This window comes from Massilia yuzhufengensis, from assembly GCF_900112225.1.
Classification (GTDB): domain Bacteria; phylum Pseudomonadota; class Gammaproteobacteria; order Burkholderiales; family Burkholderiaceae_D; genus Telluria; species Telluria yuzhufengensis.
On the sequence record NZ_FOLD01000015.1, the window covers coordinates 44,269 to 64,686 of the forward strand.

The following is a 20,418-nucleotide window of genomic DNA, read 5'->3' on the forward strand; positions in this document are numbered from 1 at the left end:
GAGCACATGACCGAGCATAAGGATTCACCTACCGCACCCAACGCTGCTGCCGCGTTACCGGCCGACACTCCGCTGTTCAGCCGGGCCGCCTGGGTGCGGATCCTGCCGTTTGGCGCCTATATCTTCTTCATCATCCTGGGCGACATGCTCGAGCGCACGGGCGTCGCCCGTGCCGACCTGCGCTGGCTCTATCCGGTGCAGGCCGGCGTCGTCGCCGTGCTGCTCGCCTTGTTCTGGCGCCGCTACCACGAGCTGCGCGGCCCCCTGCCCAGTCCCCTGCAGCTGCTGGTTGCGGTGGCTACAGGCGTGCTGGTGTTCTTCCTCTGGATCCAACTCGACGCCCCCTGGATGACGGTGGGAACGAGCCCAGGCTACGATCCCCGCAGCAATGGCGAACTTGACTGGCTGCTGGTCGTCCTCCGCATTGCCGGCGCCGCCCTGGTCGTGCCCATCATGGAAGAATTGTTCTGGCGCTCCTTCGTCATGCGCTGGGTCGACGCCATCGACTTCGAAGCCCTCGAACCGGCCCGCGCCGGCATCAGGGGATTCCTGGTCTCGGTGGTCCTGTTCGGCTTCGAACACAACCTGTGGCTGGCCGGTATCGTCGCCGGGGTCGCCTACAGCCTGCTTTATATGCGCCATCGCAAACTCTGGTCGGCCGTACTCGCCCACGCTGTCACCAACGGCCTGCTCGGCGTGTGGGTGGTCGCGACCGGTAGCTGGGTCTTCTGGTAGACCCGGACTGAAGGTTTCGGCTGTCAACAACAGCATAAGGACTTCAGAAGAGACGAACGACATGATGCATTCCTGCCTTCATCCCGCGCGCCCGCTCGCCGTGCTCGCAGGCGCCCTGTTCCTCCTTCCGGCCCGGCAGGCCGGCGCGCAGCAGCAGGAAGAAGGGCTGCAGCTGTACGGCGGCATCGGATGGGGCCATGACGACAACCTGCTGCGGGTGCCGGACAACCGCCCCGCGTTCCAGGGCAAGCGCAGCGACCGCTGGCGGCAGCTCGATGCCGGTGTGGTGTACAACAAACGCATCAGCCGGCAGCGGGTGGCGCTGGTGGCCAAGGCCTCGAAGGTCCAGTTCGATCATTTCAGGCAGCTCGACTATGACGGGCGCGACCTGCAGGCCACCTGGTTCTGGGAAGTGGGCAACAAGTTCGACGGCCAGGCCGGCGCCCTGGTCGACAAGACCCTCGCGCCCTACACCGACTTCTTCAGCGACGAGCGCAATGTGCGCGAGCGCCGCCGCCAGTGGTTCGACGCCGGCTGGAAAATGCACCCGAGCTGGAAACTGCGCAGCAGCTTCACGCGCGAGCGCTACGAGTACGAGCTGCTGAGCCAGCGCTTCAACAACCGCACCGAGAAAGCCTCCGAACTCGAGCTCCTGTACACGCCGAAAAGCCGCAGTTCGGTGGGCCTGGTGGCGCGCCGCGTGAAGGGCGACTACCCGTTCCGGCGCCCGGCGACGGCGGGCGTGCTGGTCGACGACTTCACCCAGGACGAACTGAAAGTACGCGTCAACTGGGATGCCAAGGGCGCGACCACGCTGCAGGTGCTGGCCGGCTATGTGCGGCGCGAGCAGCCCTCGTACGGCGAAGGTAGTACCAGCGGGTTCAATGGCCGCCTGAACGCCACTTACCAGCCGCGCGGCAAGATCAGCTACAACGCGTCGCTCTGGCGCGAGTTCGCCCCGATCGAAAGCACGATCGTCAGCTATACCCTCAACCGCGGCGCCAGCCTGGGCGCCAGCTGGGTGGCAAGCGGCAAGCTCAAGGTCGACGCCCAGGCCGCCTACGAGCAGCGCGCCTTCAACCCGCGCGCCAGCTTCAATGGCGCCGGCGGGCTGGGCGACTCGCTGCGCAGCGCCAGCCTGCGCGCCACCTGGCAGGCCAGGCCCAAGCTGCAGGTGTCGGCCGGCTGGCAGCACCAGTCGCGCAGCGGCTCCGAGGCGCTGGGCCTGGGCAAGTTTGACGCCAACACCATGATGGTCAACGCGAACGTGCTGTTCTGAAGCCAACGACGCAGGCGTGCAGGCTCCCCATGACGGTCAACGACATCCCGATCATCTCCTTCTTCCAGCGGGTGCTCGATCCCCTGATCATCATGGGGACCCTGTACCTGACGACGCTGTACTACCAGGAGCCGTTCTCCGGTTACTCGCTGGTGCTGATGATCCTGGCCTTCTTCATCTCCTCGTCCGTCTACCAGCACGTCGACCCCTACCGCACCTGGCGCAGCGGCCGCATGCTGGCCTATGCCCGCGACACCATGTTCGGCTGGTGCCTGACCATCGCCGTGCTGGTCTTCCTGGGCTCGGCCAGCGGCCTGAAGTACTTCTACGACGAGCGCGTGCTGCTGGCCTGGTTCATCGCCACCCCCCTGATCATCCTCGCGACCCATCTTGCGGTGCGCAAGGCCACCGGCAGCCAGGACCGCAACCGCGAGGTGCGCACGATCGTGGTGGTGGGCGCCAACGACACCGGCATCAAGTTCGCTCGCGTGTGCGGGCAGCACCCCAACCTGTTCATGGAAGTGGAGGGCTTCTTCGACGACCGCACCGACGCGCGCCGCCCCGCCACGCTGGCGCATCCGGTGCTGGGCGGCATGGCCGACGTGGCCGGCTACGTGCGCCGGCACAACGTCAAGATGATTTTCGTCAGCCAGCCGATCTCGGCCCAGCCGCGCATCCGCAAGCTGGTCGACGAGCTGAAGGACACGACGGCCTCGGTCTATTTCCTGCCGGACGTGTATGTGTTCGACCTGATGCAGGCGCGCTTCGATACCGTGGGCGGCATGCCGGTGATCGCCATCAGCGAGACCCCGTTCATGGGCTTTAACAGCGTGATCAAGCGCGGGAGCGACATCGTGATCGGCAGCCTCATCCTGCTGCTGCTGGCGCCGCTGATGCTGGCCACCGCCATCGCCGTCAAGCTGAGCTCGAAAGGGCCGGTGATCTTCCGCCAGCGCCGCTATGGCCTCTACGGCGAAGAAATCTACGTCTACAAGTTCCGCTCGATGACCGTCACCGAAGACGGCGCCACCGTGGTGCAGGCCGCGAGGAACGACCAGCGCATCACGCGCATCGGCGGCTTCCTGCGCCGCAGCTCGCTCGACGAGCTGCCGCAGTTCATCAACGTGCTGCAGGGACGCATGAGCCTGGTCGGGCCGCGGCCGCACGCCGTCGCCCACAACGAGCAATACCGCAAGCTGATCAAGGGTTACATGCTGCGCCACAAGGTGCGGCCAGGCATCACCGGCTGGGCCCAGGTGAACGGATTGCGCGGCGAAACCTCCACCCTCGACAAGATGGAAGCGCGGATCCAGCACGACCTCGACTACCTGCGCAACTGGTCGCTGTGGCTCGACCTGTGGATCATCCTGAAAACCGTCAAGGTGGTGCTCACCCGCCAGAACGCGCACTGAGGCGCCGACTGAACTGGAGGACGCCGGCGGCATCGAAGGAGTAAGCGGGTTTTTTTGATGGCATGCCAAAAGCAGTCATTGTCAGCATCATGCTGTTATTTATCATCGAACTCGATGTAATTGTGCGAAAACAATGTTCCACTTAGGTTCGCCTTAACAAGGACAGGCACGATTGGAATGCCCTTGCACTGCCGAGCGGGCTGGGTAGAATTGTTAACCAGTTTGCAACTTGTTGGGGCCGCCAGGACTGGCTCCCCATGGGAAACGAACATGAAGACAGCACTGATCACCGGTGTGACCGGCCAGGATGGCTCCTACCTGACCGAGCTGCTGCTTGCCAAGGGCTATGAAGTCCACGGCATCAAGCGCCGCGCTTCGCTGTTCAATACCGCGCGCATCGACCACATCTACCAGGACCCGCACGCGGAAGACCCGCGCCTGTTCCTCCATTACGGCGACCTTGGCGATACCTCCAACCTGACCCGCATCCTGCAACAGGTCCAGCCCGACGAGGTCTACAACCTGGGCGCCATGAGCCATGTCGCGGTGTCCTTCGAGTCGCCCGAATACACGGCCGACGTCGACGGCATCGGCACCCTGCGCCTGCTCGAAGCGATCCGCTTCCTCGGGCTCGAGAAAAAAACCCGCTTCTACCAGGCTTCCACCTCGGAACTGTACGGCCTGGTACAGGAAACGCCGCAGCGCGAGAGCACGCCGTTCTACCCGCGCAGCCCGTATGCGGTGGCCAAGCTCTACGCCTACTGGATCACGGTGAACTACCGCGAGGCTTATGGCATGTATGCCTGCAACGGCATCCTGTTCAACCACGAATCGCCACGCCGCGGCGAGACCTTCGTCACCCGCAAGATCACCCGGGCACTGGCCAATATCGCGCAGGGCCTGGAGCGGCAGCTGTTTCTTGGCAACCTCGATGCGCTGCGCGACTGGGGCCACGCGCGCGACTACGTCCAGATGCAGTGGCTGATGCTGCAACAGGCGCTGCCGGAAGACTTCGTGATCGCCACCGGGCGCCAGCATTCGGTGCGCCGCTTCGTCGAGGTCGCCGCGCGCGAACTGGGCATCGAGATCGCCTGGCAGGGGCAGGGCGTGGACGAGCGCGGGCTGGTCGCGAAGGTGGAAGGCGAGCGCGCGCCTGGCGTGGCGGTCGGGCAGGCCATCGTGGCGGTGGACCCGCAGTATTTCCGTCCGACCGAGGTCGAGACCCTGCTGGGCGACCCGAGCCGGGCGCGCGAGCGCCTCGGCTGGGAGCCGACGACGAGTTTCGAAGCGATGGTGCAAGAGATGGTGGCGCACGACCTCGATACGGCGCGCCGCCACAAGCTGCTCGCGTCGCATGGGTACAACGTTGCACTTTCACTGGAGTAAACGTGTCGAACATTTCACCGTCCCATCCGCAGCCGACCCGGCCCCGCATCTATGTCGCCGGCCACCGCGGCCTGGTCGGCTCGGCCATCGTGCGCGCCCTGCATGCCCGGGGCCATACCGAGATCGTCACCCGCGGCCACCACGAGCTCGAACTCACCGACCAGGCCCAGGTGCGCGCCTTCTTCCGCAGCGAAGCCATCGACCAGGTCTACCTGGCGGCGGCGAAGGTGGGCGGCATCCATGCCAACAACAGCTACCCGGCCGAGTTCATCTACGACAACATGATGGTGCAGGCCAATGTGGTGCACGAAGCGTGGCGCGCCGGGGTACGGAAGCTGCTGTTCCTTGGCTCGTCCTGCATCTACCCGCGCCTGGCGGCCCAGCCGATCCGCGAGGAATACCTGATGAACGGCATCCTCGAGCCCACCAACGAACCGTATGCGATGGCCAAGATCGCCGGCATCAAGCTGTGCGAGAGCTACAACCGCCAGTACGGCACCGACTACCGCAGCGTGATGCCGACCAATCTCTACGGCCCGGGCGACGACTATCACCCGGAAAACAGCCACGTGATCCCGGCCCTGCTGCGCCGCTTCCACGAGGCGCGCGTGGGCGGGGCGACGGAAGTGGTGATCTGGGGCAGCGGCCGGCCGATGCGCGAATTCCTGTACGTGGACGACATGGCCGCCGCCAGCGTGTACGTGATGGAGCTGCCGCACGACGTGTATGCGGCCAACACCGACCCCATGCATTCGCACATCAATGTCGGCACCGGCCAGGATGTCACGATCGCCGAACTGGCGCGGCTGGTGGGCGAGACCGTCGGCTACCGCGGCCAGGTCGTGTTCGACGCGAGCAAGCCGGACGGCACGCCGCGCAAGCTGCTCGACGTGTCCAAGCTGGCCGCGCTCGGCTGGCGCGCCAGCACGCCGCTGCACGATGGCCTGCGCCGCGCCTACGAAGCCTTCCTGGCGCAGCAGGACGAGCAGGCCGGGGCCGGGCACGCATCGGGCGCGGCGGACAGGGTGGCGGCATGAGCCCGGCCAGGATGCCCGGGTCCCGTTCCTGCAGCGGGTTGCATGACAACACGAACCAGCGGCGGGCCAGCCCGCTCACCAACGTCGAGGACACTATCTTGAAAACATTCCATGTGGCAGCCAACCCATCCCTCCCATCCTTGACGCGCCAGCTGTCGGCAGCGGCGCTGCTGCTGTGCGCGACGGCCCTGGCCGGCTGCAGCAAGGACGACGCGCCCAGGGACGCCAAGCCCGGACAGGCGCTGGCCAGCGTCAACGGCGAGGAAATCACCGTGCTGCAGCTCAACGAGGAATTGCAGCGCCTCGGCGTGCCGGCCCAGCAGCAGCAGGTGGCCGGCAAGCAGGTGCTGCAGGCGCTGGTCGACCGCGAGCTGCTGGAGGGTGAGGCGGCCAAGGAAAAGCTCGACCGCGACCCGAAAGTGATGCAGGCCATCGAGCGGGCGCGCTCGCTGATCATCGCCCAGGCCTATATGCAGAAGCGCCTTGGCGAGCCGGTCAAGCCGTCGCCGGCCGAAGTGGAAGACTATTTCAACAAGAACCCGCAATTCTTCGCCAACCGCAAGCAGTTCGCCATGAACGAGCTGATCATCGCGGCGGGCGACCTCAGCGCCGAAGTGCGGGCCGCCGCCGACGCCGCCAGGTCGCTGGAAGAAGTCGCCGTGTTCCTCGATGCCCGCAACATCAAGTATGGCCGCGCCCAGGTAACCCGCAGCACCGCCGACCTCAATCCGCAGCTCTCCGGCAAGCTGCTCGGCATGCCCAAGGGCCAGCTGTTCGTGGTCAGGGAGGGCGACCGGGCCATGCTGATCTCCATCGCCGAAGTGCGCGACGCGCCCGTAACGCTGGCGATCGCCGCCCCGCAGATCAGCCAATACTTGCTGAGCAAGAAGCAGAAGGAACTGGCCGCCGCCGAGATCCAGCGCCTGCGCGGCAGCGCCAGGATCGCCTACCTGAACAAGGACTATGCGCCGGACCCGAATGCGCCGGCCGCCGCGCCCCCGGCGCCTGCTGCCCCCGCGCCGGCCCCGGCCCCCGACGCCACCGTCGCCGGCGCGCCGCGCAATACCGACAATGCCGCACTCGACCGCGGGGTGGCAGGACTGAAGTAAAGCAAGGCACCGCATTGCAGCTCACCGACAACCAGACTGGAAGGAGCAATCATGAAACGATTCATCAAGTGGATGATGGCCGCGGCGCTCGTACTCACGATGGGCGTGGCCGGCGCCGCCGACACCGTGCTGGGGCCGGGCGACGTGGTCAAGCTGTCGGTCTACGGCAGTCCCGACCTGGCGCTGGAGACGCGGGTGTCCGACAGCGGCAGCATCACCTTCCCGCTGCTGGGCCAGGTGGCGGTGGGCGGCTTGCCGGTGGCGGCGGCCGAGAAGAAGATCGGCGACCTGCTGGAGAAGGGCGGCTACCTCAAGAAGGCCCAGGTCAATATGCTGGTGACCACGCTGGCCAGCCAGCAGGTGTCGGTGCTGGGCTATGTCAACCGTCCGGGCCGCTACGCGGTGGACGGGCGGCGCAAGGTCCTGGACCTGCTGGCCATGGCCGGCGGCATCCACGGCGACGGCGGCGACATCATCAACCTGGTGCGCACCCGCAACGGCGACACCACGCGCGAGACCATCGATGTGGTCGACATGGTCCGCAAGGGCGAGCTGAACAAGGATGTCGAAGTGGCCGGCGGCGACATCATCTACGTCGAGCGCGCCCCGCGCGCCTACGTGACGGGTGAGGTGACGCGGCCCGGTCCGTTCCGCCTGGAACGCGGCATGACCGTGCAACAGGCGGTCTCGGCCGGCGGCGGGCTGAGTATCCGCGGCAGCAACAACGGCATGAAGATCACGCGCAAGGACGCCGGCGGCAACCCGGTCACAATCAATGTCAATGCCGGCGACCCTGTGCAAGTTGACGACGTGATTGTCGTCAGGGAAAGCTGGTTCTAGGCAGTCGCCGAATCGTCCACCCCGCTGTCGCAGCACCTGATGCAAAGGCAAGGTCATGAACGTCCATCAATTCCTGCTCATCCTTCTTGCCAGGAAGAAGGTCATCCTGTCGACCCTGCTCGTCACGGTGCTGCTGGCGCTGGGCTGGAGCCTGGTGCAGCAGAAGACCTACAAGGCCAGCGCCTCCGTGCTGCTGAACTACAAGGGGGTGGACCCGGTGAGCGGGCTCACCATGCCGGGCAACCTGATGCCGGGCTACATGGCCACGCAAATCGACATTATCAGCAGCCCCAACGTGGCGCTGCGGGTGGTGGATGCGCTGCGGCTGGCGTCGAGCCCGGCCGTGCAGGCCCAGTGGCGCGAAGCGAGCGAAGGCAAGGGCACGGTGCGCGACTGGCTGGCCGACCTGCTGCTGAAAAAACTCGAGATCATTCCTTCGCGCGAATCGGCCGTGGTCGAGATCAGCTTCAAGGGCGCCGACCCGGCCTTCGCCGCGGCGGTGGCCAACGCCTTCGCCGACGAATACCAGAAGATCAGCGTTCAGCTCAAGACCGAGCCGGCCAAGAAAGCCTCGCACTATTTCAATGAACAGACCAAGCAGCTGCGCGACAACGTCGAGGCGGCCCAGGCGCGCCTGTCCAAGTACCAGCAGGAGAAGGGCATCGTCAGCCTCGACAACAACCGGGTCGATGTCGAGCTGTCGCGCCTGAACGACCTGTCGGCCCAGCTGGTCGCGGCCCAGACCCAGGCCATGGAAGCGACGTCGCGCGAGCGCGCGGCCACCGGCGTCGGCTCGCCCGACGTGGCCAACAACCCGCTGGTGCAAAGCCTGCGCGTGAGCCTGGCCAGCGGCGAAGCCAAGCTGGCAGAAGCCGCCTCGCGCTACGGCCGCAACCACCCGGTCTACCAGTCGGCCAGCGCCGAAGTGGGCAAGATGCGGGCCGAACTGGGCGCCGCGCTGGGCAGCGTGTCGCGCAGCGTGGGCGCCAACGCCCAGGTGGTCCGCCAGCGCGAATCCGAACTGCGCGCCGCCCTGGCCGCGCAAAAGTCGCGGGTGCTCGAACTGAACCGCACCCGCGACGAACTGGGCGTGATGCTGAAAGACCTCGACAGCGCCCAGCGCGCTTTTGATGCCGCCAGCCAGCGCTTCTCGCAGACCCGCATCGAGTCGCAGTCCGAGCAGTCCGACATTTCCATCCTGAACCCGGCGGTGCCGCCGACCGCGCCCGCCGGCCCGCGCGTGCTGCTCAATACCCTGGTCTCGATCCTGCTGGGCACCATCTTGGGCGTGGGCCTGGCCCTGCTGCTGGAACTGCTCAACCGCCCGGTGCGCTCGAGCGGCGACATCAAGGACATGCTGGGCATTCCGGTGCTGGGCACCATCGAGTGGCGCGTCAAGCGCCCGCGCACCGGCCTGCGCGCACTGATGACGCCGCGCCGCCTGCTGCGCCTGAACTGAGGTTCTTGCCGGACCTGCCCGCTGCCCCCGGCCGACTTAACCATAGGACACCACCATGAATTCCTCCGTGCTCTCCGCCTTGCCTGCCGACGCACTGCCAATGGACCATCGCGCCGATTCGAGCATGGGCGCGCTGCTGCTCGATTCCGGCAAGCTGAGCCTGGACGATGCGGAGCGCGTCCTGCGCATGCAGAAAGACCTCGGGATCCGCTTCGGCGAGGCCGCCGTGCGCCTGGGGCTGGTGAGCGAGGCCGATATCCAGCAAGTGCTGGCGCGCCAGTTTTCCTATCCCTACCTGCAAAAGGGACAGGCCAACCTGTCGCCCAAGCTGGTGGCCGCCTACGATCCCTTCTCGCCCCAGGTCGAGGCCCTGCGCGCGATCCGCAGCCAGCTGATGCTGCGCTGGTTCGCGCGCGGCCGCCGCGCGCTGGCCATCGCCGGCCTTACCCCGGACGACGGATCCAGCCTGTTCGCCGCCAACCTGGCGGTGGTGTTCTCGCAGCTGGGCGAGCAGACCCTGCTGGTGGACGCCAACCTGCGCAGCCCGCGCCAGCAAGACATGTTCGGCATCAAGCCGCGCCAGGGCCTGTCCGACCTGCTGGCGGGGCGCGCCGACCTCGACGTGATTACGCGCGTGCCGGCCTTCGTCGACCTGTCCCTGATGCCGGCCGGCACCTTACCGCCCAACCCGCAGGAGCTGCTGGCGCGCGAAGGCTTCCGCAACCTCAATACCCAGTTGGAATCGCGCTACGACGTGGTGCTGTACGACCTGCCGCCGTTCGCCAGCGGCGCCGATGCGCTGGCGGTGGCCGGGCGCGCCGGCGGCGTGCTGCTGGTGGCCTGCAAGCACCGCACCCGCATCGCCAACATCAGCCGGATGGCCGAGCAGATGGCCGAGTCCGGGGCCGAGGTGGTCGGCTCGGTGGTGGTGGAGTTCTGAGATGGGCGCCGCGCTGCGCAAGGGCGATACCGGCGCTGCGCTGCGCGCCGCAGTGCCCGAATGGTGGCCCGTCGTCGCCGGCCTGGCGATCCTGTTCGGCCCCACCTTCCACGACCTGTTCACCGGCGCCTGGATCGGCGAAGAGCAGGGCCACGGCCCCATCATCTTCTTCCTGGCGCTCTGGCTGATTTGGCGCAAGTGGCCTGAGGTCATGGCGCTGCCGCAGGCGCCGGGCTGGGCCGGCTGGCCGGTGCTGGCCGCGGGCCTGGGATTGCACCTTCTGGGCCGCTCGCAGAGCATCCTGATGTTCGAGGTAGGCTCGATTTTGCTCGTGATGGCGGCCGTGGTGCTGCTCAAGTTCGGAGGGCGCGCGCTGCGGGTGCTGTGGTTCCCGTTCTTCTTCATGCTGTTCATGGTGCCGCTGCCGAGCGAACTGGTGGCGGCAGTGACGATGCCGATGAAGATGGCGGTGTCCTGGGTGACCGAGCACATCCTGTTCGCGCTGGGCTACCCGATCTCGCGCTCGGGCGTGGTGCTGCAGATGGGCCAGTACCAGCTGCTGGTGGCCGACGCCTGCGCCGGCCTGCAGACCCTGCTCACCCTGGAAGCGCTCGGCCTGTTCTACCTCAACCTGATGCGCCACCCCTCGGCCTTCCGCAACATGACGCTGGCGATCCTGATCGTCCCGATTTCGTTCACCGCCAACGTGATCCGCGTGATCGCGCTCACCCTCATCACCTATCACTTCGGCGACGCCGCCGGCCAGGGCTTCCTGCACGGCTTCGCCGGCATGGTGCTGTTCGTCACCGCGCTGGTGCTGATCCTGGCGGTCGACAACGGCTTGCAGTGGTGGCTCAAGCGCCGTGAAGACGGCGGCGGTCCCGGCGCCGGCCCGTCGGTCATGAAGGGGGCGGCATGAAGCGCCGGCTCGCCATCAGCCTGGTGCTGGGCCTGGCCATGGCCGGCACCTCGGCCCTGACCGGCGCGCTCACGCCGAGGGCGCGGGTGCCGCAGGCCCACGAACGCTTCAGCCTCGAGCAGATGATCCCGCAGCGCTTCGGCGACTGGCGCCTCGATCCCTCGGTGGTGCCGCTCACGCCCGACCCGGACCAGCAGGGTGTGCTGGAAAAGATCTACGACCAGACCCTGTCGCGCACCTATATCAACGGGCAAGGCGAGCGCGTGATGCTGTCGATCGCCTACGGCGGCGACCAGAGCAAGTCGCTGCAGCTGCACCTGCCGGAAGTGTGCTACGTGGCCCAGGGTTTCCAGATGCTCAAGGAAGGCGAGGGCGGCCTGCCCACCCGCTTCGGCGAGCTGCCGGTCAAGCGCCTGGTGGCGCGCCTGCATGAGCGCAACGAGCCGATCACCTACTGGGTGACGATTGGCGAGCACGCCACCAAGGCCGGCATCGGGCAAAAGCTGCGCCGCCTGGCCTATGGCCTGTCGGGCGAGATCCCCGACGGCATGCTGGTGCGGGTCTCCACCATCCAGGCCAACGAGGCGCAAGCCTACCGGGTGCAGGACCGCTTCGTGGCCGACATGCTGGGCGTGATGGCGCCGCGCGACCGCAGCCGCCTGCTCGGATCCAGCCTGGCCCCGGCGCCGGCCCAGGCGCACGGCCCGGCGCCGGCGCGCGGCTGAGCCGGTACGCCCGATGAACGAGATCCTTCCGTACATCTATTACTCGCTGCCATGGGCCGTCGTGCTCGGCCTGTCGCTGGCGGCCGTGGCGGCGATCGGCATCGGCATCGCGTGGCCGCGCTTGCTGGTCTACCCCTATCTGGCGATTTACTTCTGCATGAACTCCACCAGCTACGGGAACATGACGATCTTCGCCACCCGCAGCATCTACAGCCGCGGCTCGGGCCTGCTGTTCTTCGGCCTGCTGCTGTGGTACGTGCTGGGGGCCTGGGCCTGCGCCCGCGTGGCCGCCAGCTTCCAGCGCTACCCGGCGCCGGCATGCAATCTGCGGCCCTGGTTCTGGGGCTGGTTCGTGCTGCTGCTGGGCCATGTGAGCGTGGGGCTGGTGGCGGGCGTGACGCTGGCGCAGGCCCTGAGCCCGCAGGGCTTCTCCAACATCGTCTGGATGGCGCCGCTGATCTCGCTCATGCTGCTGTCCTTCCGCACCCGCGAGCACGTGCTCGAGCTGACCCACTTCATCCTGCTCGCCGGCCTGTGCCGCGCGCTGTTCGGGCTGGTGCGCTGGGCGGCCTTCGGCGGCGACCCGAACAATGTGTACGCGAACATGAACGCGATCAAGATCCGCCTGACTTACTTCGACATCAACGACAGCCTCGTCTGCACCATCGCGTTCGCGATCGCCGCCGTCCACCTGTTCCAGGCGGTCAAGACCGACCGCCCCAGGTCCTGGCGCGCCATCGAATGGATGACCCTGGTGGCGACCGCGCTGTGCATCCTGCTGTCCTACCGCCGCAGCGCCTGGATCGGCTTCATGCTGGCCTTCCTGGTGATCATGATGCGCTTCCCGATGAAACGCCGCATCCAGCTGATGGTGGCCGGCCTGCCGCTGGTGGGCGCGGCGCTGGCCTACGTGGCGGTCCAGCGCCTGGGCCAGACCAGGGGCGCCGGCGGCGGACTGGGGAGCCTGGTCTACGACATGCAGTCGCGCCGCTTCGGGGCCGAGAGCGAACGGGTGCTGGAACTGAAGTTCGCGCTGGCCGACTTTCTATCGACACCGATCACCGGCATCGGCAGCTGGGGCCGCTACACGGGCTACCAGGTCATCTCGTGGCAGAACAACCCGGAAGGCGGCCTGTTCCTGCACAGCGGGGTGCTGCATGTGATGCTCAAGACCGGTTTGCTGGGCGGCGTGCTCATGTTCGGCACCCTGGCCGCGTTTATCCTGTTCGCGCGCCGCGCCTTGACAACGCTGCCGCCTGAACTGCTGGGCCTGGCCACGGCCGGGGTGGCCGGCCTGGCCTTCATGATTCCCGACTTCCTCATCGGCACCCCCATCCCGCAGGTGCGCACCAGCCAGATGCTGGCGATCTGCCTGGCCTTGCCCTACCTGGCGATGGCGGTGGCCAGGGCCGCGCCGGCGCCGCAGCGCGTCCCCCACACGGGCGTGACGCCGTTTGCGCCGCGCCCGCGCCTGGTGAGCCCGTGATGCAGCTGCGCCTGGCCCGCAACGCCTGGTCGAACCTGCTCGGCGCGGCCATCCCCGCGCTGGTGATGCTCGGCACCGTGCCGCTGGTGGTGGCGGGCCTGGGCGAAGCCGGCTACGGCGTGTATGCGCTGGTCACGGCCATCGTCGGCTATTTCGCGGTGATCGACATCAACGTCACCGCCGGCTCGGTCAAGTACATCGCCGAGTTCAGCGCGCGCCGCGATGAAGACAAGATTTTCCAGACCATGTCCTTTGGCCTGGCGGTGTACACCGTCATCGGGCTGCTGGGCGCGCTCGGGCTGTTCCTGGGGGCAGGGTGGTTCGTGACCGGCGTGTTCGCGGTGCCGGCGCGCCTGGCGCCGGAAGCCACAGCTACCCTGCAGCTGGCCGCGCTGGGCTTCCTGGCCGGCCAGGTGCAGAGCTACCTGAACAGCGTGCCGCAATCGCTGATGCGCTACGACATCTCGGCGCGCCTGGAAATGGTGTTCGGCACCCTGGTGCCGCTGGCCACGGTCGGCGTGCTGGTGCTCGGCCATGGCCTGTTCGAGATCGTGCTGCTGCGGGTGGTGGCCGGCAGCATCCACTGCGCCATCCTGTGGCGCGCGATCCGGCGCCTGCTGCCGCGCGCGCGCTGGCGCTGGCCGGGCGCGCGCCTGCGCGCCGAGCTGCTGGGCTTCTCGGCCTATTCCTTCCTGTCGCGCCTGGCCACGCTGTCCTATGCGCACGCCGACAAGCTCGTCATCGGCGCCCTGGTGGGCGTCACGGGCCTGGCCTATTTCACGGTGGCGGCCACGCTCGCCACCCGGGTGCTGGGCCTGAGCTTCCGCCTGTCCGGGGTGTTCTTCCCGGCCGCCAGCGCGCTGGCCGCCTCGGGCGAACTGGTGCGACTGGACCGCATCTACCTCAAGGCCACGCGCTACGTGGTCTACCTGAACGCGGCGATCCTGGTGCTGGTGGCGGTGTTCGCCCACCAGCTGCTGGGCTACTGGATGAACCCCGACTTCGCCCGCAACGGCGCGCTGGTGCTGGCCGTGATGGCGCTGTCGCAGTTCGTCGATTCGCTCACCAGCCTGCCGTCGCTGGTCAACGACGGCATGGGCCATCCGCGCGTGTCCGGCCTGTTCGCCGTGGCCCGCGCGCTGGCCGGCCTGGGCATCGTGTACATCGGCGTGGCGGGCTGGGGCATCGACGGCGCGGCCTGGGGCCACCTGGTGGCCTCCCTCGTGTTCAGCGGCGCCTTCCTGCTCTACGTGCACGGCCGCACGGTGCCCACGGGTCTCGGCAGGCTGCTGGGGCAGGGCTATGCCCCGGGCCTGGCCGGGGTGGCGCTGGTGGCCGTGGCCGCCAGCGCGGCCGAGCAGCTGTTCGACCGCGGCCTGTGGGACTTCGTGTGCATTCTGGGCGTGACCGTGCTGCTGCTGGGGGTGCACGGCGCGCTGTTCGTGCTCGAGCGCGACGACCGGCACCTCGCCTGGACGCGCCTCAAGGCCGGGCTGGCGCGCCGGCAGGCGGCGGGGGGGTAGATGCGGATCCTGATGGTGTCGGAAGATTTGCCGGGCGCCCAGCTCGGCGGCCTGGCCAGGCACGTGGTCACGCTGGCCAGCGCGCTGCGCGAGGCGGGCCACTACGTGGACATCATGGGGCGCGCCGACCGCGCCCACGCCGGCAGCGCCGCCGAGATCGGTTTCGGTGGGCGCTTCATTCCCGGCTTCGATGTGCGCAGGGTGGGCTGGAAGGAAGCCCAGCTCGGCTTCTTCAACCCGGCCAAGCGGCCCTGGTTCGCAGCCCGGGTGGCGCGCGCGATCTCCATGCTGGCCGGCGACTACGACGTGGTGCACTACCACGGCCACCTGCCGCTGATTGGCGGGTATGTCGACCCGGCCCTGAACTTCGTGCAGACCCGCCACGACCAGGGCAGCGAATGCGTGACCCACCTGCGCTTCAAGGATGGCGCCGTGTGCGAGGAGCTGTCCGCGCGCGCCTGCGCCGGCTGCGCCCATGCGGCGCCGGGCTTGCTGCGCACGGCGCTCTCCAGCCACGCGGTGAGCCGCTACCGCGCCGGGACCGCGCGCGCCTTTGCCCGCCACAAGACCATCTTCGTGTCCGATTTCCTGCGCCGCCAGTTCCTGCGCACGCTGCCCGATGCGGATTTGTCGCGCGCGCGCGTGATCCACAACTTCATCGACTGCCGCCGGCTGGCGCGCCAGGCCGCCGGGGCCGGCAAGCCGGTGGCGGGCCAGGTGCTGGTGGCCGGGCGCATCGACGTCGGCAAGGGCTTCGGCGAATTCCTCGCCGCCACCCAGGGTCGCCTGCCGGCGGGAACGACGGTGCTGCTGGTGGGCGACGGCCCGCTGCGCGCCGGGCTCGAAGCGCGCTACGCGAGCGCGCAGGTGCGCTTCCTCGGCTGGCGAGCCAACCCGGAGGTGGCGGCGCTGACCGCCGCCAGCCATGTGTGCGTCGTGCCCTCGGTGTGGGAAGAGCCCTGCGGCACCACGATCCTGGAAGCGCTGGCCCTCGGCCGGCCCTGCCTGGCGCTGGCGCGCGGCGGCAATCCCGAACTGTCGGTGTACGCGTCCACCCCCGGCCAGTTGGGCCTGGCCCCGTCGATGGCCGGGCTGGCCGGGCTCCTGCTGAACGAACTGGCGCGGCCGGCACTGGCGCAGCCGCTGCCGGCCGCGTCCGGGATGGACGTCTTCCTTGCCCTACCCAAGATCCTGGAGTGTTATGCGCACTAGCCCACCCGGCAAGCCCATCTTTTCCATCGTCACCTGCACCTGGAACAGCGCCGCCACCCTGGCCGATACCCTGGCCTCGGTCCAGGCCCAGACCTGCCAGGACATCGAGCACATCTTTGTCGACGGCGGCTCCACCGACGCCACGCTGGAGATGATCGCCGCCTACCCGGGCAACAAGCGGCTGCTGCGCGACGTCCAGGGCGGCATCAGCCGCGCCATGAACCAGGGTATCGAAGCGGCCCGGGGCGAGATCGTCGCCCACCTGCACTCGGACGACTACTACAAGGGGCCCGAGGTCCTGGCCACGGTCAGGCGCGCGTTTGAACAGCAGCAGGCGGCCGGCAGGCCGGTGGAGTGGGTATACGGGAACATCCAGGTCCTGAAGGACGGCAAGATGGCGCCGCCGTATGCGATGCCGGCCTTTTCCTACCGCGCCCTGGTGTCGGGGCGCAGCGCGATCGCGCACCCGGCCGTGTTCGTGCGCAGGGCCGCCTTCGAGCGGGTGGGCATGTTCGACGAACAACTCAAGTATGCGATGGACATTGATTTATGGCTGCGCCTGGGCGCGGTGGCGCTGCCGGCCATGATCGACCAGCCGCTCGCGGTGTTCCGCGACCACGCCGGGAGCGTGTCCTCGAGCAACCGCCTCAAGGCGCGCCAGGAAGAATTCACCGTACGGCGGCGCCACATGGACAAGGCGCCGCTGGCCTTCGGCATCTACTGCCTGCGCTACCTGAAACGCCTGCGCGCGCTCCAGGCCGAGGCCCCGGCCGTTGCCTCGGCCTCATAGCCATTCCGACAACATTGCCGTTTTGTCTTTTCACGCCGCTTACGAGCATTAAATGCCTGCAAATAATATTCGGCAAAAGTTGGTGTTTTGTCGTGGGATTTCTGCGAAGCAAGTAAAAAATCTGTGATTTCTTTGGGAAAGTTGCCTGTGTTCAATTTCCTGTGGGGTAGGATTACTCCTGCCGAGCAGGCCAATGACGCAGGCCAGCAGCAGCTGGCGGCAGCTGCGGCGCACGTTCTCACGCCGTCCGGCGCCTTCGCCGTGGCACATGGATTTCAAGACTTTTTCTCGGAGTACCCGCAATGCAATTTCATCGGAAAGCCCTGGTCTGGGCCGCTGCTTTCGCCGCGCTGTTCGCGAGCGTCACCGCGCGTGCCGACTGGGTCCAGTCGACCGACCCGCTGGTCATCCAGGCCAAGCCTGAGATGAACCAGGTGCAGGCGCAGAATCCGCCCGGCTTCACCTGGGCGCGCCATGCCACCGGTCCGGCCAGCTACGAAGTCGAGATCACGCCGGTCGGCGGCACGCCGGCCAAGGTGGTCGTCGACCGCAACTGGCACCTGCCGACCAAGGCCCTGGCCCTGGGCAACTACACCTGGCGCGTGCGCCCGGTGGGCACCAACGACTGGTCGAGCGCGCGCAGCTTCTCGATCACCAGCAAGTCCACCGTGTTCGAAGTGCCCGACAACGCCACCCTGCGCAAGCGCATCCAGTCGAAGGCGCGCCCGCGTTCGCTGCCCGAATCGGTGACCCCGTTCTCGACCTGGAACTATGCCAAGCGCTCGCTGATGGAGCCCTACCTGAGCCGCCTGGGCAACGAAGTCAAGGCCCAGGTCACGGCCGTGCCGGCGCTGTCGGACGCGCGCTGGTCGATCGTCATCACCACGCCGCTGACCGCCGCCATGGCCAGCCAGCAGACCGACGTGCGCCAGCGCATCAACGAGGCGACCCGCCAGATGGAAGCGGCGGCGCTGATGTACCGCCTGAAGGGCGAATCGGTCTACCTGGCCGAAGCCCTCAAGCGCGGCGACGAGCTGGCCGCGCTGAACCCGCTCGGGCCGACCAGCTACGTCAACCAGGACCAGGCCACGCGCCAGATCGCCTGGGGCCTGGCCAAGACCATCGACCTGCTGGCCGGCGCGCTCGACGCGACCCGCAAGACGCGCTGGCTGGCCTCAATCAAGACCCGCAGCACCGAGATGTACAACAACCTGGCGGGCGACAACGGCCGCCTCGACCAGTACCCGTTCGACTCGCACGGCAACACCAGCCTGGTGTTCCTGGTGCTGATCTCGACCCTGACCCTGGGCGACATCCCGGACGCCGAGAAATGGTTCGACTTCTCGTTCCGCGCCTATTCGCTCTCGCCCAACCCGTGGAGCGGCCCGGAAGGCGGCTACGCCAACGGCACCGCCTATGCCGAGTACTCGGCCGGCTACCTGCTGGCCCTGTGGGACCCGCTGACCCACGCCAGCGGCGTGAACTTCTTCGGCAAGCCCTGGACCCTCGGTTTCCTCGATTTTGCGATGGAATTCACCCCGCCCGGCGCGCGCACCCACGCCTTTGGCGACGCCTCCGAGACCAAGCCCGACGCCCGCGTGTTCCGCGCCTTTGCCTCGCGCATGTGGTCGCCGCGCGCCGCCTGGTACGTGAAGAACACCAGCGGCATGGAAGACGCGATGTCGCTGCTGCAGGCCCAGTACCCGCTGCCGGTCACCGACACCAAGGTCTACCAGGCCCCGTCGAACTCGGCCTACTACCCGAGCATCGGCTGGGTCGCGATGCACAGCGACCTGGCCTCGCCCGCGCGCACCTCGGCCTTCTTCAAGTCCAGCCCGTATGGCTCCTTCAACCACAGCCACGGCGACCAGAACGGCCTGCTGTTGTCCGTCGCCGGCCAGCCGCTGCTGGTCAAGGCCGGCTGGTACGACTGGTACGGTTCGCCCTACTGGAGCGACTGGTACCACCAGACCCGCTCGCAGAACGCCATCACCTTCGACGGCGGCAAGGGGCAACTGGTGAACGGCTACCGCGAGCAGCTGCAGCGCAACGGCAGGATCACCGCCTTCACCGCCCAGCCAAGCTACGACTATGCCGAAGGCGACGCGACCCCGTCCTACGGTGGCCAGCTGACCATGGCCAAGCGCCAGGTCTGGCACCTGCGCAACGCCAATAACGCGATCCTGGTGCGCGACCGCCTGCAGAGCACCGTGGCCCGCAGCTACGAGTGGAATGTGCACACCCCGGCCATCATGGCGGTCGAGAACGAGCAGAACGTCAAGGTCACGGCCGGCGGCCAGTCGCTGTGCATCCGCTCGCTCAATACCTCGGCCAGCTTCGCCAAGTGGATCGGCCCGGGCGCCAAGGCCAACGTGGTGGAAGACCACGGCGCCTTCTATCTCAAGGCCAATGCCAACGCGGCCGCCGAATACCTGGTGCTGCTCGACGTCGGCTGCAAGAAACCGAGCGTGAATATCACGAGCGCCGGTGCGGTGCGTACCGTCACCGTCGGTGGGCAATCGGTCACCTTGAACTGAACGCTTTGCCCGCGCGCGCCGTGCTAGACTCGGCGCGCGACGACAGTCCCTCGCGGCTTGCGCCGCGGGGGATTTTTTATTGGGACTTGGCGATGAAACAGGTATTCCTGATCCATGCGCACAAGGACATGGACCAGCTCAATGCGCTGGTCGGCCAGCTGGACGATCCGGACTTCGTCGTCTACGTCCACCTCGACCGCAAGAGCGCGCTCGACCCCGCCGCGCTGCATCCGGCCGCGCGCGCGGTTGCCCGGCGCGTCGACGTGCGCTGGGGCGGGTGGTCGCAGGTGGCAGCCACCCTGGTGTCGCTGCGCCAGGTGCTGGCCGAACAGCCGGCCTTCGACAAGGTCCTGTTCCTGTCGGCCCAGGATTTCCCGCTGCTGCCCAATGCGCTGCTCAAGCGCGAACTCGAACGTTTGCGCGAGCACGAATTGCTGGAGACCGCGCCGATCCGCCCGGGCGACTGGAACGTGGCTTTCCGTTACCAGTATTTTTATCGCGAGGGCGGCGCTCGCCTCGAGCACCTGGCCTGCGGCCTGGCCAACCGCGCGCTGCGTGCCATGCAGCGCACGCGCCGCATGCCGGATGGCTTCGTGCCCCATGGCGGCTCGTCCTGGTGGGCGCTGTCGCGCGCCTGCGTGGCCGAGGTGCTGCGCCTGGCCGACGCCCATCCGCGCCTGCTGCGCTTCCTGCGCACGGTCCAGTGCCCGGACGAGATGCTGTTCCAGACCCTGGTCATGGGCTCGCGCTTCGCCGGGCGGGTGGTGCCGGACAATTTCCGCTACGTGCAATGGCCGGAGCAGGGCGCGCGCAACCCCAAGGTGCTCGACGCCGCCGACTTCGAGCGCATCCGCGCCTCCAACGCCCACTTCTGCCGCAAGCTCGACAGCCAGGCCAGCGCCGCGCTGCTGCCGCGCCTGGTGCAGTGGAAGGACAGCCGCGCCGCCTGAGCGAGCGCGGTGTGTTCTAGCGCATGTTCGCTGCGCTTTCCCGGGCTGTGAAGGCGCGCCGCTGCGCTAGAATCGGCGG

General features: G+C 67.7%; 17 protein-coding genes. All 17 read left to right on the forward strand.

Annotation, left to right across the window (positions count from 1 at the left end):
* Nucleotides 1–6 precede the first annotated feature (6 nt).
* The 17 genes from BM031_RS13720 to BM031_RS13800 all read left to right on the forward strand — a co-directional run bounded on the left by BM031_RS13720 (nucleotide 7) and on the right by BM031_RS13800 (nucleotide 20,339).
* Nucleotides 7–735: a CAAX prenyl protease-related protein gene (locus tag BM031_RS13720; RefSeq protein ID WP_091875142.1), complete on the forward strand. Its 729-nt coding sequence runs from the start codon at nucleotides 7–9 to the stop codon at nucleotides 733–735.
* A 61-nt stretch (nucleotides 736–796) separates the two neighbouring features.
* A complete protein-coding gene (epsL, locus tag BM031_RS13725) occupies nucleotides 797–2,014 on the forward strand; it encodes an XrtB/PEP-CTERM-associated polysaccharide biosynthesis outer membrane protein EpsL (protein ID WP_229408876.1) in 1,218 nt (405 codons plus the stop codon).
* Between the two features lie 29 nt (nucleotides 2,015–2,043).
* Complete coding sequence (locus BM031_RS13730) at nucleotides 2,044–3,426, forward strand: undecaprenyl-phosphate glucose phosphotransferase (RefSeq protein ID WP_091875143.1); 1,383 nt, start codon at nucleotides 2,044–2,046, stop codon at nucleotides 3,424–3,426.
* Nucleotides 3,427–3,696: 270 nt separating this feature from the next.
* Complete coding sequence (gene gmd, locus BM031_RS13735) at nucleotides 3,697–4,812, forward strand: GDP-mannose 4,6-dehydratase (RefSeq protein ID WP_091875144.1); 1,116 nt, start codon at nucleotides 3,697–3,699, stop codon at nucleotides 4,810–4,812.
* Between the two features lie 2 nt (nucleotides 4,813–4,814).
* The gene (gene fcl, locus BM031_RS13740; RefSeq protein WP_307186873.1) at nucleotides 4,815–5,849 is read left to right on the forward strand and encodes a GDP-L-fucose synthase; all 1,035 of its coding nucleotides are present in this window, start codon (nucleotides 4,815–4,817) and stop codon (nucleotides 5,847–5,849) included.
* 98 nt (nucleotides 5,850–5,947) lie between these two features.
* Entirely contained in the window at nucleotides 5,948–6,958 is a 1,011-nt protein-coding gene (locus BM031_RS13745; protein WP_229408877.1) for an EpsD family peptidyl-prolyl cis-trans isomerase, read from the forward strand.
* 51 nt (nucleotides 6,959–7,009) lie between these two features.
* Complete coding sequence (gene epsE, locus BM031_RS13750; protein ID WP_091875146.1) at nucleotides 7,010–7,798, forward strand: polysaccharide export protein EpsE; 789 nt, start codon at nucleotides 7,010–7,012, stop codon at nucleotides 7,796–7,798.
* A 55-nt stretch (nucleotides 7,799–7,853) separates the two neighbouring features.
* Nucleotides 7,854–9,257 (forward strand): chain length determinant protein EpsF, encoded by a 1,404-nt coding sequence (gene epsF / locus BM031_RS13755; RefSeq protein WP_091875147.1) that lies wholly within the window; start codon nucleotides 7,854–7,856, stop codon nucleotides 9,255–9,257.
* Between the two features lie 55 nt (nucleotides 9,258–9,312).
* Nucleotides 9,313–10,197, forward strand: coding sequence for a chain length determinant protein tyrosine kinase EpsG (gene epsG / locus BM031_RS13760; protein WP_091875148.1), 885 nt, complete (start codon nucleotides 9,313–9,315; stop codon nucleotides 10,195–10,197).
* A gap of 1 nt (nucleotide 10,198) precedes the next feature.
* On the forward strand, nucleotides 10,199–11,116 hold the full coding sequence (gene xrtB, locus BM031_RS13765; protein ID WP_091875149.1) for an exosortase B: 918 nt from the start codon (nucleotides 10,199–10,201) through the stop codon (nucleotides 11,114–11,116).
* Nucleotides 11,113–11,841: an exosortase-associated protein EpsI, B-type gene (gene epsI / locus BM031_RS13770; RefSeq protein WP_091875150.1), complete on the forward strand. Its 729-nt coding sequence runs from the start codon at nucleotides 11,113–11,115 to the stop codon at nucleotides 11,839–11,841. The genes xrtB and epsI overlap by 4 nt, the downstream gene beginning before the upstream one ends.
* Nucleotides 11,842–11,854: 13 nt before the next feature.
* The gene (locus tag BM031_RS13775; RefSeq protein WP_091875151.1) at nucleotides 11,855–13,327 is read left to right on the forward strand and encodes an O-antigen ligase family protein; all 1,473 of its coding nucleotides are present in this window, start codon (nucleotides 11,855–11,857) and stop codon (nucleotides 13,325–13,327) included.
* Entirely contained in the window at nucleotides 13,327–14,850 is a 1,524-nt protein-coding gene (locus BM031_RS13780; RefSeq protein ID WP_091875152.1) for an oligosaccharide flippase family protein, read from the forward strand. The genes BM031_RS13775 and BM031_RS13780 overlap by 1 nt, the downstream gene beginning before the upstream one ends.
* On the forward strand, nucleotides 14,851–16,062 hold the full coding sequence (locus BM031_RS13785) for a glycosyltransferase family 4 protein (RefSeq protein ID WP_091875153.1): 1,212 nt from the start codon (nucleotides 14,851–14,853) through the stop codon (nucleotides 16,060–16,062).
* Complete coding sequence (locus tag BM031_RS13790; protein WP_091875154.1) at nucleotides 16,052–16,852, forward strand: glycosyltransferase family 2 protein; 801 nt, start codon at nucleotides 16,052–16,054, stop codon at nucleotides 16,850–16,852. Before BM031_RS13785 ends, BM031_RS13790 begins: the two co-directional genes overlap by 11 nt.
* 302 nt (nucleotides 16,853–17,154) lie before the next feature.
* On the forward strand, nucleotides 17,155–19,389 hold the full coding sequence (locus BM031_RS13795; RefSeq protein ID WP_091875155.1) for a DUF4962 domain-containing protein: 2,235 nt from the start codon (nucleotides 17,155–17,157) through the stop codon (nucleotides 19,387–19,389).
* Between the two features lie 92 nt (nucleotides 19,390–19,481).
* Nucleotides 19,482–20,339, forward strand: coding sequence for a beta-1,6-N-acetylglucosaminyltransferase (locus BM031_RS13800; RefSeq protein WP_091875156.1), 858 nt, complete (start codon nucleotides 19,482–19,484; stop codon nucleotides 20,337–20,339).
* Nucleotides 20,340–20,418: the final 79 nt, after the last annotated feature.